Here is a 24,307-nt window from a genome sequence, read left to right as displayed (position 1 = left end):
TCGTAAATCACTTTTGGGAGGATACCCGATGAGTCCCGCCCATTTGTTAAACCAGCTTCGCTGTTCCTGGAGGTACACCATGATTCGACTTCTCTTAACGTTGGTCCTGCTTGTGGCGCTCGCCGGCTGCGGCGACGTTTACATCGCCGCCAGCGAACACGGCGACGCGGCCGTGTCCATTGAGCAGGCGGAACCAGCTCCCCCAACGGCCGTGCCGTCGGACACTGAACCGACGCCCAGCGACCAAGTGGCCGAGATTGTGGCTGGCTTTTTTGTCAACACCTGGGGCGCGGTTCTCCTGTTTGCCTTACTAGCCTGGCTGCTGTTTCCTCCCGGCGACAGGGAGCGGTGGCGGTGAGAGCGGCGGCTTTGTGTGGCCGTCAGCCGTCAGCCACACCTGACTTTCGGCCTTTCGCTCTGTAGTCCTATGCGAAACGTCTCCCCCTCCCCTTCTCCCGACCTGATGGCGGCCAACAAACGTCTGCTGGCGCTGCGCCGGATACTGGGGCGCGTCGGGGAGGCGAACGCGACGGCGGTGGAAAGGCATCCAGAATTGCCGGCAACGGCCGTGCGGCTGACGGGTGAGTCACGCACCGGCTTTGCCGACCCGCAGTCGCCAACGGCCGATTTTGCGCCAGAGAGCGCCTTGCCGGCTATTGTCGAAAACCTACCGCCACATCTGGGCTGGGAAAGCACGGCCGTTACCGCGCACCTGCGGCAATGGTCAATTGCCGATAGCCAACTGCCAATTGTCAACGAGGGAGAGGCGGTGGCGGCCGGAGCTATGCCCGCAGGCAGAGACCCCCACGCCACATTCCCCAATCCTCCCACCGCACTCGACACTCCCCAATCCGAAATCCGAAATCCGCAATCCGCAATCATTCTTCTTCCCGCTCTGGTCCTGGCGTTCTTGCGGGAAGAGCGGGCGGCCGAGGGGCGGTTGTGGCTGCTGCTGCGCCATCTGGACGCGGCCGGACGGGGGTGGATAAACAAACAAACGGCCGTCGCCCACCTGACCGACCCCGCTTCCCCACTCTGCCTCTACCACGAGCGCTACTTGCGGCTGCTGCTGGCGCGGGGGGATGGGCTGTTCTGGCAGTGGGTGACGGGGGAAGACGGCCGTATCTGGCTCTACCGGCCGGAGCGGGTGGCGGCGGCGCTGGGCGTGGAACAGTTGGGCGAGCGGCGGGTGGCCCTGCCGCTGGCCGACCTGCTGGCCAGCCTGAGCGTGGTCAAGGCCCACTTCTACGCCAGCTTCCACTCGGCGCGAACGGGTGGTGACACCGATGTTCTGTCGGGACATGGCCCGCGAGCGTCCGGCGCGACTGGTGCGTTTTCCAGCCCACCTGGCAGACCTCCTGGTCCGCCCATTAGCCGGGCGGCGCTGGTCGAACTCAGCGGGGTGAGCCGGCGGACGCAGCAGCGTTACGAGGCGCAGGCCGGGGTGCGCAGCCAGGCCAACTTCGCCCTCGGCGCGCCGCTCACCGACGCGGGCGAGGAGGAGATGGCCTGGCAGTATGGGCGTGGCGCTTTTGCCTTCCACGACGTGGCCGGGCGGCACGGCCGTCCGGGAGCGCGTTACCAGGCGCGGCAGCTGCCCAACAGCTACGTCGGCCCCCACCGGCGGATGGGCCGGCGACCCAATAGACGACAATACGGGCGGCAAGGCCGCCGGGCGGTAGACCTGCGACGACAAGGGGATGCGGGGAACGGCCGTTCGGAGGGCAAGCCGCCACGTCGGTATTATGCCGGGGGAACGGCCGTGGCGCGGGCGCTGCGGCAGGAAGGCGGTATGCGCTACTGGCGCGGGCGGTGTCGCTGCTGCGGCGGGTGGGTCTGGTATCCGCTGCCGGGGCAGGACGTGTAGGAGGCTGGCGCGAGAGGGGATCTGGTTGACCGCCGTTTAAAGGGGAGAGGGATTGCTTTGCTATTGGTGAAGGATGGCCAGGGGCAGATGGCTGGTGGATGGGGATACGGCCGTTGGGCTATTCCACAGGTCAGGCTGGCGCAAAAGTGGAGTTGGAATGGGTTAATACGACAGACAAAATGAGGCGATGAGTGTCTTGGTGCATGGTGATCGCTGATTGCTGCAGCATCCCCAACGCCTTATATCTGTGCGTTGACAGCGCCTGCGCTTTGTTCTTGTCTTCACAAAGTAGCTGCTTAAACCGGTTCGTTTCATGGTATACTGTTGTCTTATTGGCGCGTTTTGCCACCCGCCATCTCCCTTTCGAGAACTGGAGGAATAGCCATGAAGCGTTTTTCTCACATTTACTCGTTTATCACTCTGTTTTCACTCACCTCTATTCTCTTGCCAATACTGCCTCTCTCTGGAGCAGTGCCAGGGTCATCTACCAGCGACACACAAAGAGATCCGACGACAAATAACGATCTCTTTCTGCCGGTTATCATAAATATCCGGCTCCTTGCTGAGATGGTCTACGTACCGGCCGGGGAGTTCCAGATGGGCTGCCACCCCGACCACAACGGGATGTATAGCAACTGCCCGTCACATGAACTGCCGCTGCACGCGGTGTACCTGGACGCCTACTACATAGACACGACGGAGGTGACCAACGCCGAATACGCGCCATGCGTGACTGCCGGGGCGTGTATGCCGCCCGCTGACAATTCCTCCTACACACGCCCCTCTTACTACGACAACCCTACCTATGCCGATTACCCGGTGATTCGGGTGAACTGGTACCAGGCGCAGGCTTACTGTGCCTGGGCGGGCAAACGGCTGCCCACCGAAGCGGAGTGGGAGAAGGCGGCGCGAGGCACGACGATTCGCGCCTATCCCTGGGGGGATGGCGACCCGAACTGCACCCTGGCTAACAGTTATAACAACCCCACAGGCAGCGACTGCGTGGGCGATACCAGCGCCGTTGGCAGCTACCCGGCCGGGGCCAGCCAGTATGGGGCGCTGGACATGGCCGGCAATGTTTGGGAATGGGTTAATGACTGGTATGGCCGCACTTATTATAGTAGTTCACCCTATAGCAACCCGCTGGGGCCGCAAATGGGTACGTTCAAGGTACCGCGCGGGGGCGGTTGGTCCGGCAATTGGTACTACCTCACCACCTCGAACCGGGACGGCGGCACTCCCCCGGTCCAGTTCGATTTCCTCGGGTTCCGGTGCGCGTCGTCCTCAGGAGAATGAATTTCTGTTCTACTGGTTTCTGGTTTTTCTGATCTTCTTCTGCGTGGGGTCGGCAATGCCGGGCATTGCTTGGGGGTTCTCCCCCAGCACTTCAAATTCTGTAGCCGCGCTATCCGTATACCTCGTTTGCATAAGTGCGGTAAGGATAGCGCAGCTACTTTTACTTGGCATCAAATCGTCCTACAGTTTGATGAAAACATGCAAAAACCTCTACCTGCCCATCCACACCTTTGCCAATCTCTATTGGGCCTTTCGCACGGCCCATTGTGGCAAGCGCGACCGCGCTGCCGTGGTCAGCTTTGAATTCGACCTGGAAGGCAGCTTGTGGCGGCTGCAAACAGGGGCCTGAGGCCCCAAAGAGAAATGTTCCCCGCCCTGTATGGCAGCTTCTAGCCGCAGAGGTGAGGCTCAGGGCTGGGATGGGGAATGTGGTGAGAGGGGTCCAACCGGGACAGGCTGTTTGTGGAATTTGGATGATGGCAAGTCGCTGGCTGTAGCCCAGGAATCACTTGCTACCTCTCCCCCACCCTGTAGCACACCCTTCACCAGGGCCAGGTCGCACCATCAGGCGGTATCCCCTCCCCCAGGTCGTTGATCGTCACCACGGCCCCGTCTTCCAGCCACACTTCGGCCGCTTGCCAGCCGGTCTGATTGGCGGCGGCGATGAGGGCCAGGTAGCGGTCGGGTTCGTCGCCTTCTTCCTGGATAATGGCGACGACGACCTTGTCGGTCTGATAATAGGCTTTGGCCCAGGCCAGGGCGTTGTCGTGGAGGGTGGGAGTCAGGTTGTTCATCCTACCCTTGATTGTAACCATGCGTCGGCTATTGTTCCACTGGTTGACGATGCCGGTGGTGATAGCCTGCCGGTGATCATTGTCCGTCTCTGACCACAGCCCCCATTTTCCTCGATGCAGTTGGTGTTTAACTACAGCAGTCCTATGCGAAGTCCCGTTTCACTTTGTTCCCAACTTTCTGCTGCTCCCCCCTGATGCCGGGCAGCGTTCGGGTTGACGAACAAGCGCGTTCTTGTCCTACGGCAGACGGACGAAGTGGCGGCCTGCCGCGGCGATTATTGGCCATCTGTGTTCCCCCACCCCGCTCCTTTTGTTCCCATCTTTCCCGAAATGTGCTGCGTCCGAGGGGGTGTCATCTTTTTTTGGATTCTTCGTATCGCGCGCTACAAGCCGTTCTAAGCAAAAGTTCGCCAAAATTTTCCGGCCGCAAAACCAAATTAGTCAATCACTTGCAAATTGAAGTCATGTGAACTACTATTGACTTCATCATGAAGTTACCATGAAGTCAATTGACTTCAATTATCACAAAGGAGCTTTAACATGACACGGATTATAGCTGTTGCCAACAACAAAGGCGGGGTCGCCAAAACGACTACGGCCGGGAATCTGGCTTATGGCTTGTCGCGCAAGTTGATGGTCAACGGTGAAAAAGCCGGCAGGGTATTGATAGTGGATCTGGACAGTCAGGGGAATCAGGCCGATTTCTTCGGCGTGCGCGAGCGTATCTTTGATGCCGCAAAAAACCCGGAAGGGGCCTGTTTGAGCAATCTCTTCAATGATGAAAATTGTCATGCACGCGAATTTGTGGTGAGCCTGGATCGCTCGCCGGACAACTTGCCGCGGCCTAATCTTTTTTTATCCCCGGCGACCCGCGAACTGAACTTTGCTGTAGACAACATCGCCGCTATTGATTCCATCTCTTCTTACCAGGCTACGCTCAGTCAAGGGCGAAAGAAGCTCGCGCCGGCGCGACAACTGGATACAATATTGTCCGATAGGCTGCGGCGGATCGCGCACAATTTTGAGTTCATCGTCGTGGACTGTCCGCCTAATCTGGACGCATTAAAAAGGGCGGTCTACGAATTTGCCAATGAGGTGGTCGTCCCGGTAAAGGTGGATCGCCTCAGCGCCATTGGCGCCCAGCAGCATACCGATGACATTGTCCGTATGATTAAGGAACATGATTTGAAGGTTAAAATTTCCTACGTCGTCCCGACAATGATGCGCCCGCGTCAGGTCTTAGCCGAACAAACTTTGGAGATGCTGCGTAGTCGGTATGGCGACAGCCGGGTGGCGACGCCTATTCCCGAAAGCGTTTACATCAAGGAAGGGCCGGCCGTGGGTGGCTTGACTGTGTTTGAATACGCGCCAGGGTCGGCTCCGGCCGAAGCCTATCAGGACCTGGTGGAGAGAGTGTATCATGGCTAGGAAAAGCTTTACCGATCCGGACAAACTGGTTGACAGCCTGGATGATCAGGCGGTCTCCCCGTCAAAAGCCGCGCAATCCCAATCGGCCCGCGCGCGCAGTAAATCGTTTACTGAAGATTTGGCGGTGAATGCCAGAGACATTGCCGTCGCCACCGGTGACAAAACAATGGCGGGGCAATACATGCGCAAACAAATCCTTGTGCCGCCGGCGCAGTTGCAGTACATCAGGCGCAAAGCCAAAGAGTTGGGCGTCAGTCAGGCCGAGTTGTTTCGTTGGCTCATCGATTATGGTCTGGCGGCGCTTGACAACGGCGTCAAGCCGGAAATTGAAGTGGTCGACGTGCGCGGCGAGGCGAAAAAAAGCCACTGGACCAGCCAGTAAATAAAAACAGATAAAAAATTAGCGTATTGCAGTCAGGTCAATACGCGAGGCGGGTGAACCTATGAGCGAATCAAAATCACTTGTTCCCGTTGAGCAAAAAGAAGTTGCGTTTTACGAGGATATTATCATGGCTGTACGCCTGGTTGATGGTGACATTTACGTCCCGATCAGGCCTATCTGTGATAACCTGGGCGTGGCGCTGGCCGGGCAGCGTGAACGCATTATCCGCGACCCGGTGCTGTCGGAGGAAATGACCTCTGTAAGTGTTACGCTTACACAGCAAGCCAGAGAGATGCTTTGTCTGCCGCTGAAGTTTATTCCCGGTTGGCTATTTGGCATTAGCGCCAGTCGAGTGAAGCCGGAACTGCGCGAGCGTGTTGTCCGGTATCAGCGTGAATGTTACGACGTCCTGGCCGAAGCCTTTGTCGCCGGTCGGTTAACGGCCGATCCCAGTTTTGATGATTTGTTAGCCAGCGACACGCCGGCGGCCCAAGCCTACAAGATTGCGGAAGCCATCATGCGAATGGCCCGGCAGCAGCTTGTGCTGGAAGCGCAGTTGAGTACGCATACCACACAGCTTGCCGCTCACGAGCAGCGTCTTGAAGAACTGGAATCCACCCTGGGCGATCCCGGCCGCAATATCACCCCGGATCAGGCGATGCAGATCAGTCAGGCCGTCAAAGCCATCGCTTTCGAGATCGAAAAACGCACGAAAAAGAATGAATACCCGGCGATCTATGGCCAACTGTATCGCGAATTTGGTATCACCAGCTATAAGTTGCTGCCGGCCAACAAGTTCGAGCGCGCCATGGGGTGGCTGACAGAGTGGTATCGGCGTATCACCGGCGCTACTGGCGATGATTTGCCTTTTTAGAAGCGGAGAGTGGTCGCAGTAACGTTGGAGACGATTTAAGTCCTGGGGCAGGGCGGCCCGGTAAACGGCCGTTTTGCCCTTTTTAGCGCCTTAGCCCGTGGTTGGGCAGCATTCCTCATAAAAAGTAAGACAAGCCCTGTATGCCCCATTTTCCCGTAGACCAACTCTCGCCCTGGCAGCAGACTATCCTGGATGTCGTCCGCCGCTATCCCGGCCAGTTCACCCGCAGCGGCCTGGCCAAGATGTTGGTCGGAGCCAGGTCCTGGCAGGATACCAGCTTTGCCGAATACGGCCGTTTCGCCTCCCAGCGCCGTAAGGATGTGGATTATCTGGTAGACATCTTGCTTCAGCAGGAGCATATTCAACTGGACGGCAACAATCGCCTCATCCCCGTCACCCCGCCAGATGGGGTGACGCGAATTCCCTGACTCCATCGGTTTTGCCTCCAGGTTGGCACTGGCGCGGCGGCAGTAAGGTGGCCGCAGCCACACGCTGCGCGCCGGATACCTGCGACGGCTGTATCTCAAGAGCGTGTCGCCAGTTTCATCCGGCGACCGGATGGTGCGCTCCAGCCCTTCGCGTATCCTGACGACGGCGCACCCAATTCCGAGGAAGCGCAAAGCCGCGACGGCAGGTCAATGGCGGCCGTTAGCCGTTGGTGATGTTAACACGCTGGTCAAGCGGCAAATCCCGGTAGCCGAATAGCAGTAATGGGGGCTTGGCGAAAATCTCTTCGCATAGACCGGACGAGCTTCCCGGAATGCAGAGCAGGCCGGAGAGCTTGTGGAGAGGCAGGCCAATCGCCACCTGCCGAACGATTCCAGGCAGTTCAGGCGTAGACACAGCTTAAGAGACGGCCGTGACGCCAGGCGCTTTAAGCCGCCTGGTGCCTTAGGAACGAGAATTGAATAACTTACGCATTTAGATGATACTGCTGGCGAATTGTCTTATCGCTCCAAAAACCAGAAACATGAGTTGTTTCAAGGTTAAAAACGATCAAAATCTGGTTGTTTCATCACCTGTTTTTTGACCGGTTTTGAATTCGCCAGCAGTATCTTTAGATTGGACCAATCTTCTGAGATTGGTCCGATCTAAATGCGTAAGTTATTTAACTTCCATTCCTAAAATAATGAGCTTCTTCATGCTTGTCCCCTTTCGGTGAGAATATTTTTGTTAACAGAGCATTTCACCAGCCTGTTAGTCCTGCCCTTATTCGGGCAACTCGCTCAAAGTTAGTTTGACCGTGAAAATGGTAATTTCGGGTTCGGTGGTGTTGTTGAAGTAAAGGTGTAACTGCACGTAGCTCGAATTATCAATCACGGCGCGGGTCGCCGCGTTGATCGTATAGCATGTCCGGGTGGTGCTGTTGTAATCTGTGCCGTTGCTCAGATAGGTGGCATAACTTTCGCCATTCCCTTTGTACATACCAGTTCCGGTGATGTAACCGGCGACCGCGCTGGTTTTGTAGCAAATCTCCAGCGATTTGACGTACACGGGTGTTCCGAAGACCATGCCGGCAGCAGAGATCGGCAAGACCACCAACCGCTCCCCGGTGGCTGCGCCCACCTTTTTCACGCGCACGCCGCCGTTATCCAGCGGGGTGAAGGTCAGATCGGTGAAAGCGTCGCGGCGCGTGGCGGTAAAGGGGCTGAGGTAGATGGCCGTGTCAGCGGTGGAGCTGATGACGCCAGTGCCAGTAGCAGCCAGGGCAACCCCATCACTACTGTATCCCTCCACGCCAATCCCATCAGAACTGTATCCCTCCACGCCAATTTGACCCCCGGATCCGCGCACGCCAATCCCATTGTCTGCGTATCCGTACCCAATCACGCCAAACCGAGCGGCGAGACCCTCTGCGCCTATGTAGTTAGCATTCCCCTGTACACCAATCCCATACACCGACTCGGATCGGCCATATACGCCGTAGGCTTGTGCTTGCGTGGCCGTATTGTGACCATAAACCCCATAACCAATCGATGATCCCGTTTCGCCATAAACGCCAGCGCCTTCATTTGCCGATGCAGTTATGCCATACACGCCAATCCCATTCCCAGATGGGGAGCTATTCGAGCCATATAGCCCGGCGCCATCCGGTGAGTCAGTCGTTCCATAAACGCCATAGGCTTCGCCGCTGGTAGCGTTCGCATCTCCCCACACGCCATAGCCGCCCGTCGAAGCTGTCCGGCCCAGAACGCCAATGCCAGTGCCGGTAGATGAGCTGGCAACTCCATAAAACCCAACCCCCATCTCTGAAGAAACGGTGGCGTAGATGCCGGTTCCGCTGCCACTAAGCGATATGCCAGTTCCTGTTCCACTCCAATTTGCGCCCCAATGGTTGTGGCTTGTGGCGGCGAAGCTGCTGGCGTGCTGCCCATCCAGCGTATCGGCGTCCAGGCCGGAGGCCGCGCCGTCGTTGCCCGCGTGCCAGATGGCGTTGCCGTTCACCAGAGCCGAGCCGCCGCCCGCGACGTTAAGGCCAACTTTACCGGCCGGCGCATTGATGTAGAGGCCATTGCCGACGGTGGTATGGAAGTAACCCGCCCAGCCATCGGTGGAAGCAACCTGCCCATAGACGCCAGAGGTCGTGCCGCTGGCGGCCGAGGCATAGCCGTAAACGCCGCGCCCAGACGTTGAATCAGATTGCCCCGTGACGCCAATAGCGCCGCCGGTGGTTGCCGTAGCATGACCGGTGACGCCGCGCCCGGATGTAGAGGCGGCCGTGCCGTAGACGCCGTAGTTCTGCCCGGTAACGGCCGTATTGCTGCCCGTTACCCCTCGCCCATCTGTCGCCGCCGACTGACCGGATACGCCTGCGCCAGTACCGCTTGTGGCGCTGTTGCTGCCGCTCACGCCCGCACTATTGGACACGCTGGTGGTGCCCGACACCCCGGCCGTGCTGCCGCTGCCCGAAAGGCCAACGCTGCCGCCGGAAAGGGTGAGGCCGGTCCCGCTGCCACTCCAGCTTTCGCCCCAATGGGTATGCGCGCCGCCGCCGGTGACGGGTTCACACGTCACGCTGCCATCCCCGTTTACCTGGCGAATGGCGAAGCCCGCGCCACAAACACCGGCCACGCGCTGCTGTATCAGACTCAGGTCGGCGCTGAACTGAGCGCCGGTCAGGGTTAAGCCGGTCCCGGCGGTGTAGGTGGTATCGTTGTCCACGCCGTCGGCGAAGCCGGTAGGTATGCCGGCCACCCCGTTCCAGGGCGCACGGAGCGCGTAATTGGCAAGCGGCGCGGCGTCCAACGGCTGCCGGGGCGAAAGCGCGGTGTATTCGCCGCCGCCGGTCGGGCAGCGCACGGCCGTTTCCAGCCAGCGGGCTTCGCCGTTGAAGGCGCTGCTGCCAAACTGACCGGTGGTGTTGAGAACGGCCGTAAAATACCCCTCCGCCACCGCCACCCCGCTCACCACACTGTCCGAACCAACCTGCGCACCACCACTGGCCGCATCCCACAGGCCAAACGTCAGGTCACAGGTGTCGTTGATGGGCGCGTCCATTTCATCCTTGAGCTGCCCCTGATAGGTGAACTGCGGCCCTAGAGGCGTCGCCAGGGCGGCTGGCTGCTCATCGCTCTGAGCCTGCACGGTAAAAGCCGCGGCAATCAGCAAAACCAAAGTAAAGAGAACAAGCCAACGTTTTTTCATGGGTAATGCCTTCCTTTTGTTGGGGTAATGGCTGCCGCCGACAGACGCCAGGCGATAAAGTCATCCAGGTCACCCAGCGAGGTGAAGTAGAGCGTTTGCCCCGCAGGAACCTGCTCCACCGAACCACGCCAGGCCCCGTCGCGCCCTTCTTCGACAAGCCAGATGCGTACGATAAAAAGAAACTGGGAAAGAGTCGTCGTTTCATCCATAGCTCTTTCCGGCATTGTATGGATGGGGCGTCCAAAAAGCGTCCAATAAGTAGGGATTGGAGTTTGGCCGAAGCAGGGGCGCAAAACGGGGCCGCTATTCCTGAGGTCTGGGGGGATATTCTTCTGGAACGCTCCTGTGGATAGTTGGCTTACTCTATGGAAACCCCGCCGGTTGTGACTTTTGACACGTGACACGGCCGTTTCCCTTGGTGTACCTTACCCTCAGTGTGTTTCACGCTGGCATCTTACACGTCAGGGCCTGGCTCACTTTGCGCAATTTGGGCGACTCAAGCGGTCATGACAAACTGGTTTTTGGCTGGTCATTTAGCGGTGGGGTGGGCTTCCCCGCTCTACCCGGCAAGGAAGTTATGAGAAACAACCTTCTGTTGGGGATATTAGCCGTAGTGGCGCTTCTAATCATCGGCACAGTAGATAAGACAGGCGCGCTCATCACGGAAGCCGTACAACCTCTGGCCGACAATCCCGCGCCGCCGGCATCACCCGTCAAACTCGTCTTCATCCACCATTCCACCGGCGAAAACTGGCTCACCGATGGCTACGGCGACCTGGGGCTGGCGCTGGCGCAAAACAACTACTTCGTCAGCGACACCAACTACGGCTGGGGGCCGGATAGCATCGGCGACCGCACCGACATCCCCAACTGGCCGGAATGGTTTCGCAGCGCCGCGACGCCGCGTTACATGGCGGCGCTGTTGAGCGAAAGCGAGCAGCACGCCAATTACACGCGCACCTTTGCCGATCCTGGCGGCGAGAACCAGATTGTGTTGTTCAAATCTTGCTTCCCCAATTCCGACCTCTACGGCAGCCCCGATGACGCGCCCACGCCAGGCTACGATTTCACCGTCGGCAACGCCAAATGGGTGTACAACGAGATTTTGCAATACTTCGCCACGCGCCCGGACAAGCTGTTCGTCGTCATCACCGCGCCGCCCCTGTCGGCGCCATCCATTCCGGAAAATGCGCGAGCATTTAACCAATGGCTGGTCAACGATTGGCTGCGCGAAAATGACTACCCGTACAACAACGTAGCCGTGTTTGATTTCTACAACATCCTCACCGACCCTGACGCGCATCATCAGGTGGTGAGTGGGACCATCGAACATGCGGCGGGCAGCCAGGATACGCTGTATTACCCCTCCGACGATGATCATCCCTCGGTGGAAGGCAGCCGCAAAGCGACGGCCGAATTTGTGCCCATGCTCAACGTCTTCTACCATCGTTGGCAAAGCGAGGCCGCATCACCGCTGCCCACGGTGGAACCGGTCGTAGAAGTAGAAGCGGAAACGGAGATGGCGGTGACAGAGGAGGAGGTGGTGGAAACGGCCGTTCTCCCCGCCACACTCCTGGATAACTTTGAAACAAACCAGGGATGGGAAGCGTTCTGGGACGAAACCACTCTCACCCGCTTCGCCTGCGCCCCGGCAGCCGACCCGGCGGGCAGCGGCAAGGTCATGCAGATTGAGTTCGACGTGGCCGCCAACAGTTGGGCCACCTGCGCCCACTTCTTCGACGCCGCGCCAGCGTGGCAAAGCGCCGCCGGCCTCAGCTTTCGCCTGCAAGCGGCATCGGCCGGGCTTCTGGTCAACATAGACCTTTACGCCGGGCCGGAAGAGGCGCGCGAAACTTACGCCTATGTTCTGGAAACCCCGCCGGACAGTGTGGACAATTGGATTCCTGTGCATCTGCGCTGGGCCGATTTCCACCGTGTGGATTGGGAAGAGAACGCCGGCGCGCCGTTTACCGACGCTGATCGGGTAAGCGGCCTGGCCTTTGGTTTTAGCACGCACCCCGACACGACGAGCAACGGCGTTATTTGGGTGGATGACCTCAGCCTGGGGGTAGATGAGGCGGCCGCGGCCATGCCGGCGGCGACCATGCCGACGGCTGAGGTAGAGGAGACGGGGGGAGGGGAAACGGCCGTTAGCGACGCCGCCCCCACCAAGGGACCGGCCACACCATCCGTCAATGCCGCCGGTCCCTGCTCGGCCAGCATGATCGTCCTGGGAATGGTCGGCGCGCCGCTGGCCTACCACGTAAGAAAACGCCTACCACAGCAGCAGCGCACTTCTTGAGCGTGTTCGCCCCCGGCGACTCATGCCACAACTTGGATCAGGCCATCCAGCCTGCGCCCTATTCATTTGCCACCACCTTACGCGAAAACCGTGCGTAACCGTAATTGCTAATTTTTGATCGCTTGCGTGTGCCATAAAGCAAGGAGCGATCCCTGGACTTTAATAAAGAATCCAGTGTTGGTGCGTGCACGCAAGCGGTTAATGCCCATACTTTCTAATTGGCTGTTAAGCCCAAATTGCCAGTACGGGCCACAGCGGTGGGGCTGTGGCGGCGTGACAGACCAGAAAGCCAGGTGCAAGATTTGACAAGAACCGGCAGGTTTGTACAATTTCCCCCGTTGGATACCGCAGGCGTCAGGCAAAACCGGCCGGGGTTCAACCGCTTGATACGGGCGGCTTGTTGATTACCTGACCCGCTCGTCTACCCATCCCCAAACAGCGCTGTTGTTTCGTCGCTGATTCCTTGTAAGCGAGATAAATGACACGATTCCCGCTGTGGATCCCCCATCATTGTTTAAGTAGTTCGCCTAAACGCCCAATCTCCGATCGGCTTTTTGGGCTGCCCGGCGGGACACGGCCGTCTTCATTTGTCACCTTATACGGTCTATACCGCTGTCGTATTTTGCCTGACGGCGGTTGAAACCCAACTCAAACTACACAAAGAGCGAGGTGTTTATGGAAGTTAAGCCGATTACCGTCCTGGTCGTTGATGATCATGCTTTAATCCACGAAGCTATTCGCAGTCGCCTGGACGACCATGACGACATCAAGATCGTCGCTGAGGGCATGGCCGGCGAGCAGGTGCTGCCGCTGGTGGCCCGGCACCGCCCGGATATTGTGCTGCTAGATTTGCGTATGCCGCAGCACGCCGGGGACAGAGACAGCGGCACGTTTCCCTTCCTGGATACCATAGCCAGGTTAAGCCAGGCGTATCCAGAGACGCGCGCCATTATCCTGTCCCAATATGCCATCCCCGGAGAAGTCCAGGAAATTATGCGACGCGGCGCCAGGGGGTATGTGCTGAAGGGAGATATTTTATCTTTACGGTTGGCGGAAGCGATAAAAACCGTCCATGCCGGGCATAACTTCTTCTCCAAGGCGGTGCAGCAAATCCTGTTTGAGTCGCCCCGGTCTGACCGCGTAGCCATGTTGACGGCGCGACAGCAGGAAATATGGCTCCTCAAAATGCGAAACCTGGATAAGCCGAATGCCGAACTGGCGGCGCTGCTGCACATTTCCGAGAGCGCTTTTAAAGGGCACCTGACGAATGTGTACAGGACGCTGGAGGTCAAAAACACCGCTGAAGCGGTGGCTTATTACACCCGGATGCAGCAGTTTCCTCCCGTGTAGAGAGAACCGGCCAATTGAATACTGGGCCAACCGACGACCTGCTCGCGACCTGTCCGTGACTTGCTCGCCAACCGCCTGACCTGCCTGGCCAGGCGGGTACATGCCGATTCATCCCCTGATGCTGCCAGAAGTCGGGCGCAAAAGCAAAGATTTTTTATTCCCTGCCGGATACAACGCAGTACTTTAGGACGGGCGAAGACAGTACTTTAAGCCGGTCAAAAACGGCACTTAGTGCCGTTTTTTTTGTCTTTCTTCAGTTATGATGGGGCGAATCTTGAGAAAACAGATGCGCGAGGACCCGTAGAGGCAATCAAGGGCTGGCAGGCCAATGGTATCCATCCCCGGTGACAGCCCGAAAAGCGCGCGAGGCAATAGCCCGCAGACAGGATGGTTATGAAGCGTTCCGACGTGACAAAACAGATCAATACCGGCCTCTACCATGGGCGTATGGTTGCGGCCGCCCTTTCATTGTTGTTTGTGGGCTACTGCCTGATCTACATCTGGTGGGGTAACCCGCCCGGCGCCCCACTGATGATCTGGTACACAGATTCCCGTTCGGTCATTCATAATGCGCATCACACGCACCCAGAGTCACCGCTGCAAGTAGGTGATGTGGTGGTGGCCATTGAGGGCCAGGCGATACGCCGCATGTCCCCCTTTTTTCCCTTGCCGCACCAGGACGCCTACACATTTTTAGTACAACGGGACGGTGAGACGCTTTCTCTCCTTGTGCCTGTGTCCGGCTCGTTTGATGAACGGTTTGTCTGGTTTCTCGCGCCGTCTTCTTTGTTGGCGGTGGTTGGCTGGTTGGTTGGCAGCCTGATGCTGTTTTTAGTGCAAAGGGAAAACCGGCAGGCGTTGCATACCGGGTATATTTTCTTGCTGTCGGCGTCGGTGCTGATCGGCATTCAAGCCTCGCTGTCCGGCACGCCGGGCGCCTGGGTGACCGGCCACGTCATGATTTATTTCCTGGCTGTGGGTTGGGTCTATTTGGGCTTTTTGCCGCGTGTAGACCAGCTCAGTGGGCGCGCGCGCCAAACGCTGGGCGTGCTGCTGCTACTGGCCTCGCTCCTGGCGGCTCTGGCTGCTTACGAAGTGTTGGTTCTGTTTCCCCAGCCGACCAGCTTTGAGGAAATCGTAGGCATCAGCCTTTATGATCTCAGCTTTCTGGCGATGGCGGCGAGCCTGATAACCTGTGTGGTTATTTTGTTCTGGCGTGTCCTGCGCCTACCGCCGGCGTCCTATCTGCGCCAGCAGTTGTGGATTTTGCTGTTTTTCTTTTTGTTAGGCGTTTTTCCCACTATGTTGTTGACAATCGTTCCCAAAGCATTGGCCGACGTCACGCTGCTATCCTTTCCTGTCGCCATCGCCCTGATGATTTTCATCCCCGTCGGGTATCTGTTTGTGATATACCGTAAAGGTTTTTTGGGACTAGACCTCTTTTTTAGCCGCGCCCTGCACCTGTTGGTTTTGACGATGGGTATCGGTTGCCTGTATGCCTTGACGCTTTACCTGGGGCGACATTGGCTGGGGTTAGAAACCGCTGGGGGTGGCGTCATCCAGTCGACCGTGGTATTTGTGCCTGCGCTGCTTTTTGCCCTGTATGCCAATCGCCCGATGAGCCAGAGTATGCAGCGGCTGTTATACGGCCGTATTGCCGGCGAACAAGAACGCCTGGTTGAATTTGCTACGGACCTGTCCAACCATCCGGAGTTTGAGACGATAGAGCAGGTGGCCACCTCTGTGGCGCGCATCTTGGGCAGCAACCGGGTCATGATGATCTTAAAAGACGAGCAGGGGGACCTGCGGCCGATAGTCGGTGAAACGACGATGGACCTGATTGCCCAGGCGCAGTTGATTTTGCCTACATTGACGGCGCCGCTGGTGCGAACGGCGCTGCATCCCCAGAGCCACCCACTGTTGTCGCTTTTTGATTGGACGGAGTTGATAGTCCCCATCACGGTTCGGGGAGAAGCGGTGGGCCTGTTGGCGTTAGGGCGGCCCAATATAGACGGTTATTTCAATTTTGGGCAGGTCACGTTTGTGGCGCGTGTTGCCAGAATTCTCGCGGTCGCCAGCGAAAATATTTACCTCTTTGAAGCGACGCGCTGGTTGGGGCGCCGAATTATGCTGGTCCGAGAACAGGAGCGGAAGCGGATTGCCCAGGAGATTCACGACGATCCCTTGCAGCGCATGTTTTTTATCACCAACCTGCTTGATAAGATTCGCACTACCCCCGGTGACTGGAACAGGCAGCAAGTTGTGGCCGATTTGGGGCGGGGCATAGACGAACTGCTGTTGACAGGGGATACGCTGCGCGGTATTTGTCTGGGTTTATATCCGCCCGTGCTGGAGCAGGAATTGCCGATGGCGGTAAATTCTGTCGTACGTCAGTTTCGTCAAGATTATGGGCTGCCCGTCACGGTCGAAGTGACGGGAGACGCGAGCGTTGTACCGGTAGACCTGATAATGCCTGTCTGCCATATCATCACCGAATCGCTGCACAACGTTGTCAAACACGCCGCAGCAAACTCCGCATTTGTCACGCTGGTATGGGACGATGAAATGCTGTTGTTGGAAGTGGTGGATGACGGCCGGGGCACGGCCGCAGCGGGTCTGTCCGTCAACGATCTTATTCGGCGGCGTTGTATGGGGATTGTGGGGATGCACGAACGGGCGCATTCTGTGGGTGGAGACTTGCAGGTAATGGAAAACACCCCTCGGGGGACCCACGTGCTGCTGCGCTGCCCCCTTCCTCCCGATCCCTCGCGTAAAACATTCGTCGGGGCTTCAGGAGATGAAGCCATGCTCGGAGGTATGTACGAATAAATGCCCCTGGCGCTTTGCTACCGATGCGATAACCCGTTGTGCGAACTAACGCCGCGACAAATGGAGCTGTTAGAGGTTCTGGTTGCTAATCCCGCGGCTACGAACAGCGACCTGGCGCAGCGTCTGCATGTGAGCGAAAACGCGGTAAAGAAATATTTGAAGGAGATTTATCGCGCTGTCGGGGCGCAGAATCGCAGCGAATGTTTGGTTATGCTTCTCCAGACTGGCGTCGTCGTGGTGCAGGATGAGCTAACGGTTCAGGTGTCAAAGACCGAGGTATCGGGGCAACGTCAGACGACTTATACTGGTGGCATGGCAAGGGCGAAACAGAGAGAATTGGGGTGGGCAGGGCAAGATGGTACTTTGCCTAAACAGGGTGATTATGTATAATGCAGAAGGGTTTAAAACATTTGCTGTAATTGTGCAGCAAGCAAAAAAAAAGCCCCTGGTAACTGAGCTTTTGCCGGAGCGTTGTTACCGATGGGGCTGACGGTGTAAAGCTGATTATGACCGATTTCCCATTACCGGTCAAGTATCCCTAGCTTTCACCGCCAATTGTATACAGGAGAATGGCGGTGGTCCTCGCGGTCGAGACCTTACACACTTTATTTCCTTATATCGTCAGTGGACTCAACATCTACATGTCTGTGGGCCGCTTTGGCTTGCATGGCGCTCATGTGGTTATTCCTGGGTGTGGCAGCCCAGTTAACAAATAAAGAAGGCCAGGTATTGGCATTACCTGGCCTTCAATGATTTCTGTCTTTGAATTGCATCTTTCGCTGACTATTGGGCGTTGGCATCGCCTTCAGTGCGAAACCCTTTTATTAGGGAGGGGTTCTTTTTGCCCCTTGCGCTTATTAAGTTAGCACAGACGGAGTAAAAAGTCAAAGGTGGTTTGCCCGGAGACAACTTGGCTCAGGCACAGGCAGGCCCAAGGCAGGCGGTCTGCCCAGACAGGTAGCTGCCCAGAGAAAGGCGTATGGCATGAGGATATCGTTTACAAGACAGGGGTTCAATGATGAGGCTTAGCTGTGGACCAGTGCTAATCAAAATCTACATCTTTTGGTTGGTACTGGTTGGCAGCCTGGTCTGCCAAAAATGCAAAAAAGCCAGTGCGGCAATACTGGCTTCTTCTGCATAGAGTTTAGTTGTTGTCTTAACCGCATACTTTGAAGGTTTTGGATGCGTCAACATCCTGACCTGATTATGAAGCCCCTTCATTGGGGAGGGGGGAGATATGTCTGTATCTCCTATGCGGACAATTTCATTTAGGAGAATAGCACAGGCCGATCCCTGTGTCAATAGTTGTCACATGCGTGTACAACCATTGACCGCATCGGTTGGCCCGTGACTGCCGCATGGACGACTGTATGACCGCGGCGTCGCCAGAACTGCTGGCGGCCAATCGTCGGCTGTATCAGCTGCGGACACAAACTCAGGCGCAGCGCCCGGCAGCTTGCGCGCTCGCAGAGCAGTCTGCTCTGGCCCGACCACAGGCGAACCCTGAGCCTGTGGTGCGCCTGGCTGCTGCGTCTCCGGCCGATGGGGAGCGCGGTTTCTCCGCGGCCGTTCCATGCCCGGAAACGGCCGCTTTGCCTCAGATCATCGCCAGCCTGCCGGCTCATCTGGGGTGGGGGAGCGAGCCTCTGGCGGCCGTTCTCCGCCGGGCTGTTATGCCCGTGATGCCTCAACCGCCAGCCGGGGACGATGTGTCGCCTGGTGCGCGTTTCGCTCCCCAGGCCGCGTCTGGTGGCCTACCGCCGGAAAGACTTCCGTGTTGCCCATCTGTCAAACTATATCCGGACATCGGCCTGGCTATGCTGCGCCATGAGATGAGCGCGCCGGGACGGCTCTGGCTTATGCTGCATCATCTCGACCCTGAAGGCCGGGGTGTATTTCGCGTAGACATTATCCGACAACAACTCACCAACAGAAACTCAGAGCTATATCTCTGTGGCAAACGGCAAATGCGCAATCTGCTGCGAGATGGGGAGGGGCTGTTTTGGACACGGGATAAAACACACATCTGGCTGCATTCGACGGCGCGAGTCGCCCATGTGTTGGGCGTCGCACGCTTGAGTGGCCGACCGGTGGCCTTGCCGGTAAACGCTTTGCTGGAAGGCATTGGCGCCTTCCGCGCCCATCTGTACGCGGCCTTCCATAGCGGCCGCGTGCGAGCAGGAAGCGGCGCGACAAAGGGGAGATCACCTGAAGGACAGGCGGTGCCCATCGCTCGCGACACATTGGCCGGCCTTAGTGGAGTAGGGCGGTCGAGTCAACGGGCCTATGAAGCGCGGCTGAGGTTGCGTCCGCAGGCCAACTTCGCCATAGGCGAAACGGCCAGTGAGATGAACAAGGAGGAACGGGCCTGGCATCAAGGGCAGGCATTGTTTGAGTTAAGAGATTATCGCGGCGAACAAGGCAAGCAAGGTAAGAGCTATCTGGCCTGGCAGCTACCCAACAGTTATGGGGGACAGCACCAGCAGCGGCCTAAGGGCCGGCAGAAGCGCATCAACCGCCAACTCGAAGACCTGGTTATGAAAGGGATGCCGGGGAACATTGAGACGGAGGGAGAGGTGCAACAGCCAGAGAAGCGATATTACCCCAACGGCCGTTCCGCCGGGCAAGCGCGCGGACCACGGGTGGGCGACGTGCGTTATTGGCGGCAGCACAAGACGAAAAACGGCCGTTTCATCCTCTGGCGACCGGTACAGGGAAGTTGAAACACTTTTTTGTTTATTTAGGCGGAAAAAAGCTGCGCTCATTATAGGGATAAATTCTCAGTCTTCGCTTTTTGTCCCTATATCTGGGGGGCGAGGTGCTTGGTGGTTATGCGAAGCCGTCGGGTGCGGCGCAGCGGGAGGGAGGGGAGGGAACCTACAAGGGGGAATACTGCGGCAGGCAGCTGGCAGCGGCGGAGGAAACCCAATAAAGGAGCAGGCGGTATGGCCGGGGACGGGACAGGGCAGGGGTTGACTATTCCCTGATACGGGCAGCGCGTTGCAGCATGACCGTGTTGACATTCTGCGTTAGCACGCCGATGACATTCAGTTTGGCGTCCAGGAAAGGGTAGCCCTCGATAACCAGCTTATCTTCCGGGTTCTGGATAGCCGCTGCCACCTTGTCCCACTGTTTGCGGGCAACATAGACCAGATAGACGGTCACTGCCGTTTCCGGCAATATCGGCAAACCTTTGGGTAGGGCAGGGGGCTTGGGCGCAGTCATCGTCAGAATGACAGCATCGGGTCGTTCAATAACTTTACCAGGGCGACCAACGAGGGTGATTTTCACTGTAGATGCAGTTCCTTTTTCAGTCAGCGCTGGCGAAACAAGCGTTTCTCGCTCATCCCAGGGCAAGATGGGCGGCTGGGATATCGCCTTGCGCACGGGTCGGGCAGTTGGTTTACGTTCAGGACGATCCGTTGGCGGCTCTGGCTTCGACTCAGATTTAACGTTCCTCTTCTTGCGGTTCCAGGGCCAGAGAATACGCCGGATCTCCGGTGTTACCTGTCCGCGCACGATGTAGAAGAAGGTTCCGCCAGGCGTGCGGCGTTGCTTCTCGTCGTACGTGAGCATCCCTCCTCTGGCTTCTACTTCCAGCGCCTTCTGCAGGAATTCGTAAGCTGCTTCGACGCCGATCTGCTCTACAATGCGCCGGATTTGCAGGATGGCCGGGGGATGGGTCTCCTGGAGTTGGGCGGCGATGTCGTTGGCGGCCGTGGAAATCTCTTCATAAGTGATGGGCATAGACATAATTTTCCCCCATTATGCGCTCAGGGCAAACATCTGGATAGGATACAACCGTGACGTACCACCAGACACTGGCGCAACCAGCAGGTTGGCTGACTGATTGGCCCGCAGGCGACCTCAGACAGAGGTAAACAGCCCTTGACGGCAAATTGGCCGACTAATTGGCGATACGGTGGATGAAATCTGGCGCAAAGTTTTGTATACTATGGGCAGGTTCAGTGGGGTTATATACGAGAGAGAAATTCCTCCCCCCCAAAAACTGGCACGAGAGAAACGCGACTGGAACGCTCCGCTGGACTCAGGGTAAATACACCCTCCTTTCTCGTATACGTATTGCCCGCCCTACGGTCTTCAGGCCGCCCTCCTGGTCTGAAGACAAAACAAAACCGCTCCGTTTCGACGGGGCGGTTTTGTTTTAGCGGGAACCTGCGACCTGATTTGGCGGTACGGCCGTTGGTACCAACGACCGTTACAAAGTTCCCCTTTCATGCTGCTGTTGGCGAAATTAAACCAGGTCGAAAATCGGCGATGCAACAGGCACATGCTGCTCGCTTTTGCCCTTGAAGCATCGGACCCTTCCAGGTTTCGGAGCAATAAAGCGATGCAAGGCCACAGGAAAAGCATGGCCACATGAAAAGCATGTGGTCAGGTTTCCGGGGCAGGCAGTGCGTTAGAATCTGGTGCGAGGTTTTTGGGAGGAGCGGTACTGTTGCCCTCCCTGCCGTCGCCTGCGAATACAGAACCCGGCTGCTTGTACTTTCCCTTAAATCAAGGTAATATACGCTACAAGTATACTAATATAGGCGTATAGATATGTCTTTGTTCAAAACCTTCAAAGGTCGCTTGCGCGAACTCCACCTGCTCGACGCTCTGTGGGCCGCGCCGGACGCCACCCTGCTCATTCTCTACGGCCGTCGCCGTGTGGGCAAAACCCGCCTGATCACCCAATGGGTGCAGCAAAGACAGCAGCGGGCGCTCTATTGGGTGGCTGAGCCATCCTCCAGTCTGGACCAACTACGCTCCTTCTCCCAGACCATCTACAACTTCGCCAATCCCCAGGCCCCGGCGCCGCCGGATTTTACCTACACCACCTGGCAGCAGGCATGGCAGCAAGTAGCCAATCTGGCCCAAACCGAACGACTGGCGCTGTTTGTGGATGAGTTCACCTATGTGTTGGAAATTGACCCCGCGGCCGCCGGCGTGCTGCAAAACATGTGGGACCATGTTCTCAAGCAGAGCAACCTATTCCTGACCTTATGCGGCTCCCACCTGGGCATGATGCAGCGCCATATGCTGTCCTATCAAGCGCCGTTATACGGCCGTGCCACCCGGCAGCTGCACTTGCAACCCATCCCCTTTGGCTATACCCAGGATTTCTTCCCCGCCTACCAGGCCGATGAGCGGGTAGCGATTTACGCCATGTTGGGCGGCATCCCGGCCTATTGGGAGCGGATCAACCCGGAACAGAGCATCTCGGAGAACATACGGCAGCAATTGTTGACCCCCGATAACTTGATGCAGGCCGAGCCGCGCCTGCTGCTGCAAGATTTCATCCAGGAGCCGCACAATTACGTCAGTATTCTGCGGGCGATTGCCCGCGGCGACCGCACGCAAAAAGAGATTGGCGCGCGCACAGGGTTGGCGCAAGGCCACGTCTCCAAGTATCTCAGCGTCCTGCGTGACGCCGGTTTTATCGAACGGCGCGTGCCGGTGACGGCCGGTGAAAGCTCCCGGCTCGGCCGGTATCACATCGTGGACCCCTATCTGCGCTTCTATTACCGGTTTCTGGCGACGCGGCAGGCGCAGTTGGCGTTGGGGGAGGGGGATCTGGCGTTGGCGGAGATCAAGCGGCATCTCCTGGATTTCATCGCCACCCATACGTGGGAAGAGTTGTGTCGCGAGTGGACGCTGCGGGCCAGCGCGCGCGGGGCTTTAGGGGCGGCGTTGGTGGACCAGGTGGGCAGCGCATGGACGAGCCAGGCGCAGGTGGACGTGGTGGGGGTGAACACGATGGAAAAGATACTGGTGCTGGGAGAATGCAAATGGCAAAGCAAAGCGGCGGGGCGGGAGGTATTGACGAACCTGATCAGCAAGACCGGACAGTTTGTCCCGGCAGCGGGTCAGTGGCGGGTGTTATACCTGGGGTTTTCGCGGCTGGGCTGGAGCGAGGCGGCGCGCGCCTTTGCCGCTGACGGTGGCGAATGGGCAGCGTCGGCGACGGCCAATTGGCGCCCCATCGGCCTGAAGCTGCTGGATTTAGCGCAGGTGGATGGTGATTTGTACGGTTGGGCGCATGAGGCGTAAAAACACCTGGTCAGGTGAACGCGACCGATCCTGGTAGGCTTAAAACAAACATTGCTGTCACCAGCCGCCACATTTTGGTAATTGACTTGTGATAGGAAGGGCAAACCCTATACTCATCTCACGAATCTGGGGATTTCCCAGGTAAACCATTCAAACCAGGAGTTGTGAGATGAAACGAAATTGGAAGATTGATGAATTGATAGATCACTGGACACTGACACCAGGGGAACGGGAAATGGCCAAACGAGCCATCGGGGTCAACAACCAGTTAGGGCGGACGTTGCTGCTCAAGTGGTTTCAATGTGCGGGCCGGTTTCCCCAGCGGAAGCAGGAAATACCATCGGCTGTGGCGCAATTTCTGGCTCGTCAATTAGAGGTCAGCCCCGACGTTTTCCATGAGTTCCCCTGGAAGGAGCGTTCCATCGAATGGCAACGAGCCAAAATCCGCTGCCCGATAGCTGAAAATGTGGCGGCTGGTGACAGCAATGTTTGTTTTACCCCTTCTACCTGAATCTCCTCTAGCAAGAACAGTTTATCGGGCTGAAGAGGCGACAGTATTGAACTTGTATCGGTGGCTGCGGCTGAGGCCGAAGGTATCAGTCTGCATCACCCCTAACCCCAAAATGATGACGCCAAAGAAATTTGTTGATGATACCCGGGTTCCCAATCATCCTTATCAGGAACTCCGGGAAGTACTCCATATTTTTGTGACGGACGTGCAGGCTGAACTAGCTGGAAATCTGGTGGGCATCTACCTGGTTGGTTCGCTGGCTTTGGGTGATTTTGATTTAGATAGCGATGTGGATTTCTTGGTCGTGCTTAATACTGAACTATCCGCAGAAAACGCAAGCCATCTGCAAGCTATTCAGAGAAAAGTTTATGCGATTGATTGTTATCCTGCCAGGCATTTAGAAGGGTCATACATAAGTGTCGGTACTCTCAATGATTTGGATGGCGTCGGGGAAAAGAAACTGTATTACTTTGATAATGGTAGTACCACGTTTGAACAATCCGTACACGATAACAACTGGCATGTCCGCTGGATATTGCGAGAGGGCGGGATTACTTTGACAGGTCAAGAGGCTCACACACTGATACCACCAGTGCCTGTAGATGAACTATTGAGCGAAATGAAAATATCGTTGGTCCACAATATGCAGGCCTTCGCCATGTCAATCAATCATCCGCTGAACTTTTGGAACTCTCAATTTGGTCAGTCGTTTGCGGTTTTAACGCATTGCCGCATGATGCACACACTCCATACCGGTGCAATCCACTCCAAAAAAGCTGGGGTTGAATGGGCCAGAAATTCTGTGGATCCCCAATGGATAAAGCTGATCACTCAGGCCTGGCAGGACCGAGAAGGCGTGCGCTTTGGCGTCAAAATCGGTCAGAGAGCAGACGCGAAGTTGCTGGATGAAACCTTAGAATTCATGCAGCATGTGATGACAGGTACCACGCACCTGATGGATCCGCCATAACCTAA

At 57.3% G+C, this 24,307-nt stretch carries 21 protein-coding genes; 17 read left to right on the top strand and 4 right to left on the bottom strand.

Annotated features, from left to right (window positions below; translation table 11 throughout):
• Positions 1-79 precede the first annotated feature (79 nt).
• The 4 genes from IPM39_27450 to IPM39_27435 all read left to right on the top strand — a co-directional run bounded on the left by IPM39_27450 (position 80) and on the right by IPM39_27435 (position 3,512).
• Positions 80-358 carry a hypothetical protein gene (locus tag IPM39_27450; GenBank protein MBK8989752.1) on the top strand — a complete coding sequence of 93 codons (279 nt, stop codon included), beginning with the start codon at positions 80-82 and terminating at the stop codon, positions 356-358.
• 69 nt (positions 359-427) lie between these two features.
• Positions 428-1,867 (top strand): hypothetical protein, encoded by a 1,440-nt coding sequence (locus tag IPM39_27445; GenBank protein MBK8989751.1) that lies wholly within the window; start codon positions 428-430, stop codon positions 1,865-1,867.
• A gap of 567 nt (positions 1,868-2,434) precedes the next feature.
• On the top strand, positions 2,435-3,163 hold the full coding sequence (locus IPM39_27440; GenBank protein MBK8989750.1) for a formylglycine-generating enzyme family protein: 729 nt from the start codon (positions 2,435-2,437) through the stop codon (positions 3,161-3,163).
• A gap of 190 nt (positions 3,164-3,353) precedes the next feature.
• Positions 3,354-3,512 (top strand): hypothetical protein, encoded by a 159-nt coding sequence (locus tag IPM39_27435; protein MBK8989749.1) that lies wholly within the window; start codon positions 3,354-3,356, stop codon positions 3,510-3,512.
• A 193-nt stretch (positions 3,513-3,705) separates the two neighbouring features.
• Here IPM39_27435 and IPM39_27430 read toward each other — a convergent pair whose 3' ends face one another.
• Positions 3,706-3,957, bottom strand: a complete 252-nt coding sequence (locus IPM39_27430) for a hypothetical protein (GenBank protein ID MBK8989748.1) — start codon at positions 3,955-3,957, stop codon at positions 3,706-3,708.
• A gap of 540 nt (positions 3,958-4,497) precedes the next feature.
• On the opposite strand from IPM39_27430, the gene IPM39_27425 reads away from it, so the two are divergent.
• The 5 genes from IPM39_27425 to IPM39_27405 all read left to right on the top strand — a co-directional run bounded on the left by IPM39_27425 (position 4,498) and on the right by IPM39_27405 (position 7,346).
• On the top strand, positions 4,498-5,385 hold the full coding sequence (locus IPM39_27425) for a ParA family protein (protein ID MBK8989747.1): 888 nt from the start codon (positions 4,498-4,500) through the stop codon (positions 5,383-5,385).
• A complete protein-coding gene (locus IPM39_27420; protein ID MBK8989746.1) occupies positions 5,378-5,767 on the top strand; it encodes a hypothetical protein in 390 nt (129 codons plus the stop codon). The genes IPM39_27425 and IPM39_27420 overlap by 8 nt, the downstream gene beginning before the upstream one ends.
• 61 nt (positions 5,768-5,828) lie before the next feature.
• The gene (locus tag IPM39_27415) at positions 5,829-6,641 is read left to right on the top strand and encodes an ORF6C domain-containing protein (protein ID MBK8989745.1); all 813 of its coding nucleotides are present in this window, start codon (positions 5,829-5,831) and stop codon (positions 6,639-6,641) included.
• Positions 6,642-6,781: 140 nt separating this feature from the next.
• On the top strand, positions 6,782-7,069 hold the full coding sequence (locus IPM39_27410; GenBank protein ID MBK8989744.1) for a hypothetical protein: 288 nt from the start codon (positions 6,782-6,784) through the stop codon (positions 7,067-7,069).
• Positions 7,070-7,172: 103 nt separating this feature from the next.
• Complete coding sequence (locus IPM39_27405; GenBank protein MBK8989743.1) at positions 7,173-7,346, top strand: hypothetical protein; 174 nt, start codon at positions 7,173-7,175, stop codon at positions 7,344-7,346.
• 504 nt (positions 7,347-7,850) lie between these two features.
• Here IPM39_27405 and IPM39_27400 read toward each other — a convergent pair.
• Both IPM39_27400 and IPM39_27395 read right to left on the bottom strand, forming a co-directional pair.
• A complete protein-coding gene (locus tag IPM39_27400; GenBank protein MBK8989742.1) occupies positions 7,851-10,286 on the bottom strand; it encodes a hypothetical protein in 2,436 nt (811 codons plus the stop codon).
• On the bottom strand, positions 10,283-10,495 hold the full coding sequence (locus IPM39_27395; protein ID MBK8989741.1) for a hypothetical protein: 213 nt from the start codon (positions 10,493-10,495) through the stop codon (positions 10,283-10,285). Before IPM39_27395 ends, IPM39_27400 begins: the two co-directional genes overlap by 4 nt.
• A 368-nt stretch (positions 10,496-10,863) precedes the next feature.
• Between IPM39_27395 and IPM39_27390 the strand changes: the two genes are divergently transcribed.
• From IPM39_27390 to IPM39_27370, 5 genes are all read left to right on the top strand, one after another.
• Positions 10,864-12,588, top strand: a complete 1,725-nt coding sequence (locus tag IPM39_27390; protein MBK8989740.1) for a hypothetical protein — start codon at positions 10,864-10,866, stop codon at positions 12,586-12,588.
• Positions 12,589-13,263: 675 nt separating this feature from the next.
• Complete coding sequence (locus IPM39_27385; GenBank protein ID MBK8989739.1) at positions 13,264-13,938, top strand: response regulator transcription factor; 675 nt, start codon at positions 13,264-13,266, stop codon at positions 13,936-13,938.
• Positions 13,939-14,331: 393 nt separating this feature from the next.
• Positions 14,332-16,767, top strand: a complete 2,436-nt coding sequence (locus IPM39_27380) for a hypothetical protein (protein MBK8989738.1) — start codon at positions 14,332-14,334, stop codon at positions 16,765-16,767.
• Between the two features lie 60 nt (positions 16,768-16,827).
• Entirely contained in the window at positions 16,828-17,157 is a 330-nt protein-coding gene (locus IPM39_27375; protein ID MBK8989737.1) for a response regulator transcription factor, read from the top strand.
• A 980-nt stretch (positions 17,158-18,137) separates the two neighbouring features.
• Entirely contained in the window at positions 18,138-19,490 is a 1,353-nt protein-coding gene (locus tag IPM39_27370) for a hypothetical protein (GenBank protein ID MBK8989736.1), read from the top strand.
• 253 nt (positions 19,491-19,743) lie between these two features.
• Here IPM39_27370 and IPM39_27365 read toward each other — a convergent pair whose 3' ends face one another.
• A complete protein-coding gene (locus IPM39_27365; GenBank protein ID MBK8989735.1) occupies positions 19,744-20,520 on the bottom strand; it encodes a hypothetical protein in 777 nt (258 codons plus the stop codon).
• Positions 20,521-21,330: 810 nt separating this feature from the next.
• Here IPM39_27365 and IPM39_27360 point away from each other — a divergent pair.
• The 3 genes from IPM39_27360 (at position 21,331) to IPM39_27350 (ending at position 24,302) form a co-directional block, all read left to right on the top strand.
• On the top strand, positions 21,331-22,821 hold the full coding sequence (locus IPM39_27360; protein MBK8989734.1) for an ATP-binding protein: 1,491 nt from the start codon (positions 21,331-21,333) through the stop codon (positions 22,819-22,821).
• 169 nt (positions 22,822-22,990) lie between these two features.
• Complete coding sequence (locus IPM39_27355) at positions 22,991-23,332, top strand: DUF4158 domain-containing protein (protein MBK8989733.1); 342 nt, start codon at positions 22,991-22,993, stop codon at positions 23,330-23,332.
• Entirely contained in the window at positions 23,307-24,302 is a 996-nt protein-coding gene (locus IPM39_27350; protein MBK8989732.1) for a DUF4111 domain-containing protein, read from the top strand. Before IPM39_27355 ends, IPM39_27350 begins: the two co-directional genes overlap by 26 nt.
• Positions 24,303-24,307: the final 5 nt, after the last annotated feature.

Source organism: Candidatus Leptovillus gracilis (genome assembly GCA_016716065.1).
Lineage (GTDB): Bacteria > Chloroflexota > Anaerolineae > Promineifilales > Promineifilaceae > Leptovillus > Leptovillus gracilis.
The sequence above is the reverse complement of the archived record's forward strand: the minus strand, read 5'-3'. Positions and strand labels throughout refer to the sequence as shown.

Bases quoted from the DNA above. Each gene is read 5' to 3' on its own strand.
- IPM39_27355 (MBK8989733.1), top strand. From the start codon at position 22,991: ATGAAACGAAATTGGAAGATTGATGAATTGATAGATCACTGGACACTG.
- IPM39_27430 (MBK8989748.1), bottom strand. From the start codon at position 3,957: ATGAACAACCTGACTCCCACCCTCCACGACAACGCCCTGGCCTGGGCC.
- IPM39_27415 (MBK8989745.1), top strand. From the start codon at position 5,829: ATGAGCGAATCAAAATCACTTGTTCCCGTTGAGCAAAAAGAAGTTGCG.
- IPM39_27360 (MBK8989734.1), top strand. From the start codon at position 21,331: ATGTCTTTGTTCAAAACCTTCAAAGGTCGCTTGCGCGAACTCCACCTG.
- IPM39_27380 (MBK8989738.1), top strand. From the start codon at position 14,332: ATGAAGCGTTCCGACGTGACAAAACAGATCAATACCGGCCTCTACCAT.
- IPM39_27440 (MBK8989750.1), top strand. From the start codon at position 2,435: ATGGTCTACGTACCGGCCGGGGAGTTCCAGATGGGCTGCCACCCCGAC.
- IPM39_27390 (MBK8989740.1), top strand. From the start codon at position 10,864: ATGAGAAACAACCTTCTGTTGGGGATATTAGCCGTAGTGGCGCTTCTA.
- IPM39_27450 (MBK8989752.1), top strand. From the start codon at position 80: ATGATTCGACTTCTCTTAACGTTGGTCCTGCTTGTGGCGCTCGCCGGC.
- IPM39_27435 (MBK8989749.1), top strand. From the start codon at position 3,354: ATGAAAACATGCAAAAACCTCTACCTGCCCATCCACACCTTTGCCAAT.
- IPM39_27400 (MBK8989742.1), bottom strand. From the start codon at position 10,286: ATGAAAAAACGTTGGCTTGTTCTCTTTACTTTGGTTTTGCTGATTGCC.
- IPM39_27395 (MBK8989741.1), bottom strand. From the start codon at position 10,495: ATGGATGAAACGACGACTCTTTCCCAGTTTCTTTTTATCGTACGCATC.
- IPM39_27420 (MBK8989746.1), top strand. From the start codon at position 5,378: ATGGCTAGGAAAAGCTTTACCGATCCGGACAAACTGGTTGACAGCCTG.
- IPM39_27350 (MBK8989732.1), top strand. From the start codon at position 23,307: ATGTTTGTTTTACCCCTTCTACCTGAATCTCCTCTAGCAAGAACAGTT.
- IPM39_27385 (MBK8989739.1), top strand. From the start codon at position 13,264: ATGGAAGTTAAGCCGATTACCGTCCTGGTCGTTGATGATCATGCTTTA.
- IPM39_27425 (MBK8989747.1), top strand. From the start codon at position 4,498: ATGACACGGATTATAGCTGTTGCCAACAACAAAGGCGGGGTCGCCAAA.
- IPM39_27445 (MBK8989751.1), top strand. From the start codon at position 428: ATGCGAAACGTCTCCCCCTCCCCTTCTCCCGACCTGATGGCGGCCAAC.
- IPM39_27365 (MBK8989735.1), bottom strand. From the start codon at position 20,520: ATGTCTATGCCCATCACTTATGAAGAGATTTCCACGGCCGCCAACGAC.
- IPM39_27370 (MBK8989736.1), top strand. From the start codon at position 18,138: ATGACCGCGGCGTCGCCAGAACTGCTGGCGGCCAATCGTCGGCTGTAT.
- IPM39_27375 (MBK8989737.1), top strand. From the start codon at position 16,828: ATGGAGCTGTTAGAGGTTCTGGTTGCTAATCCCGCGGCTACGAACAGC.
- IPM39_27410 (MBK8989744.1), top strand. From the start codon at position 6,782: ATGCCCCATTTTCCCGTAGACCAACTCTCGCCCTGGCAGCAGACTATC.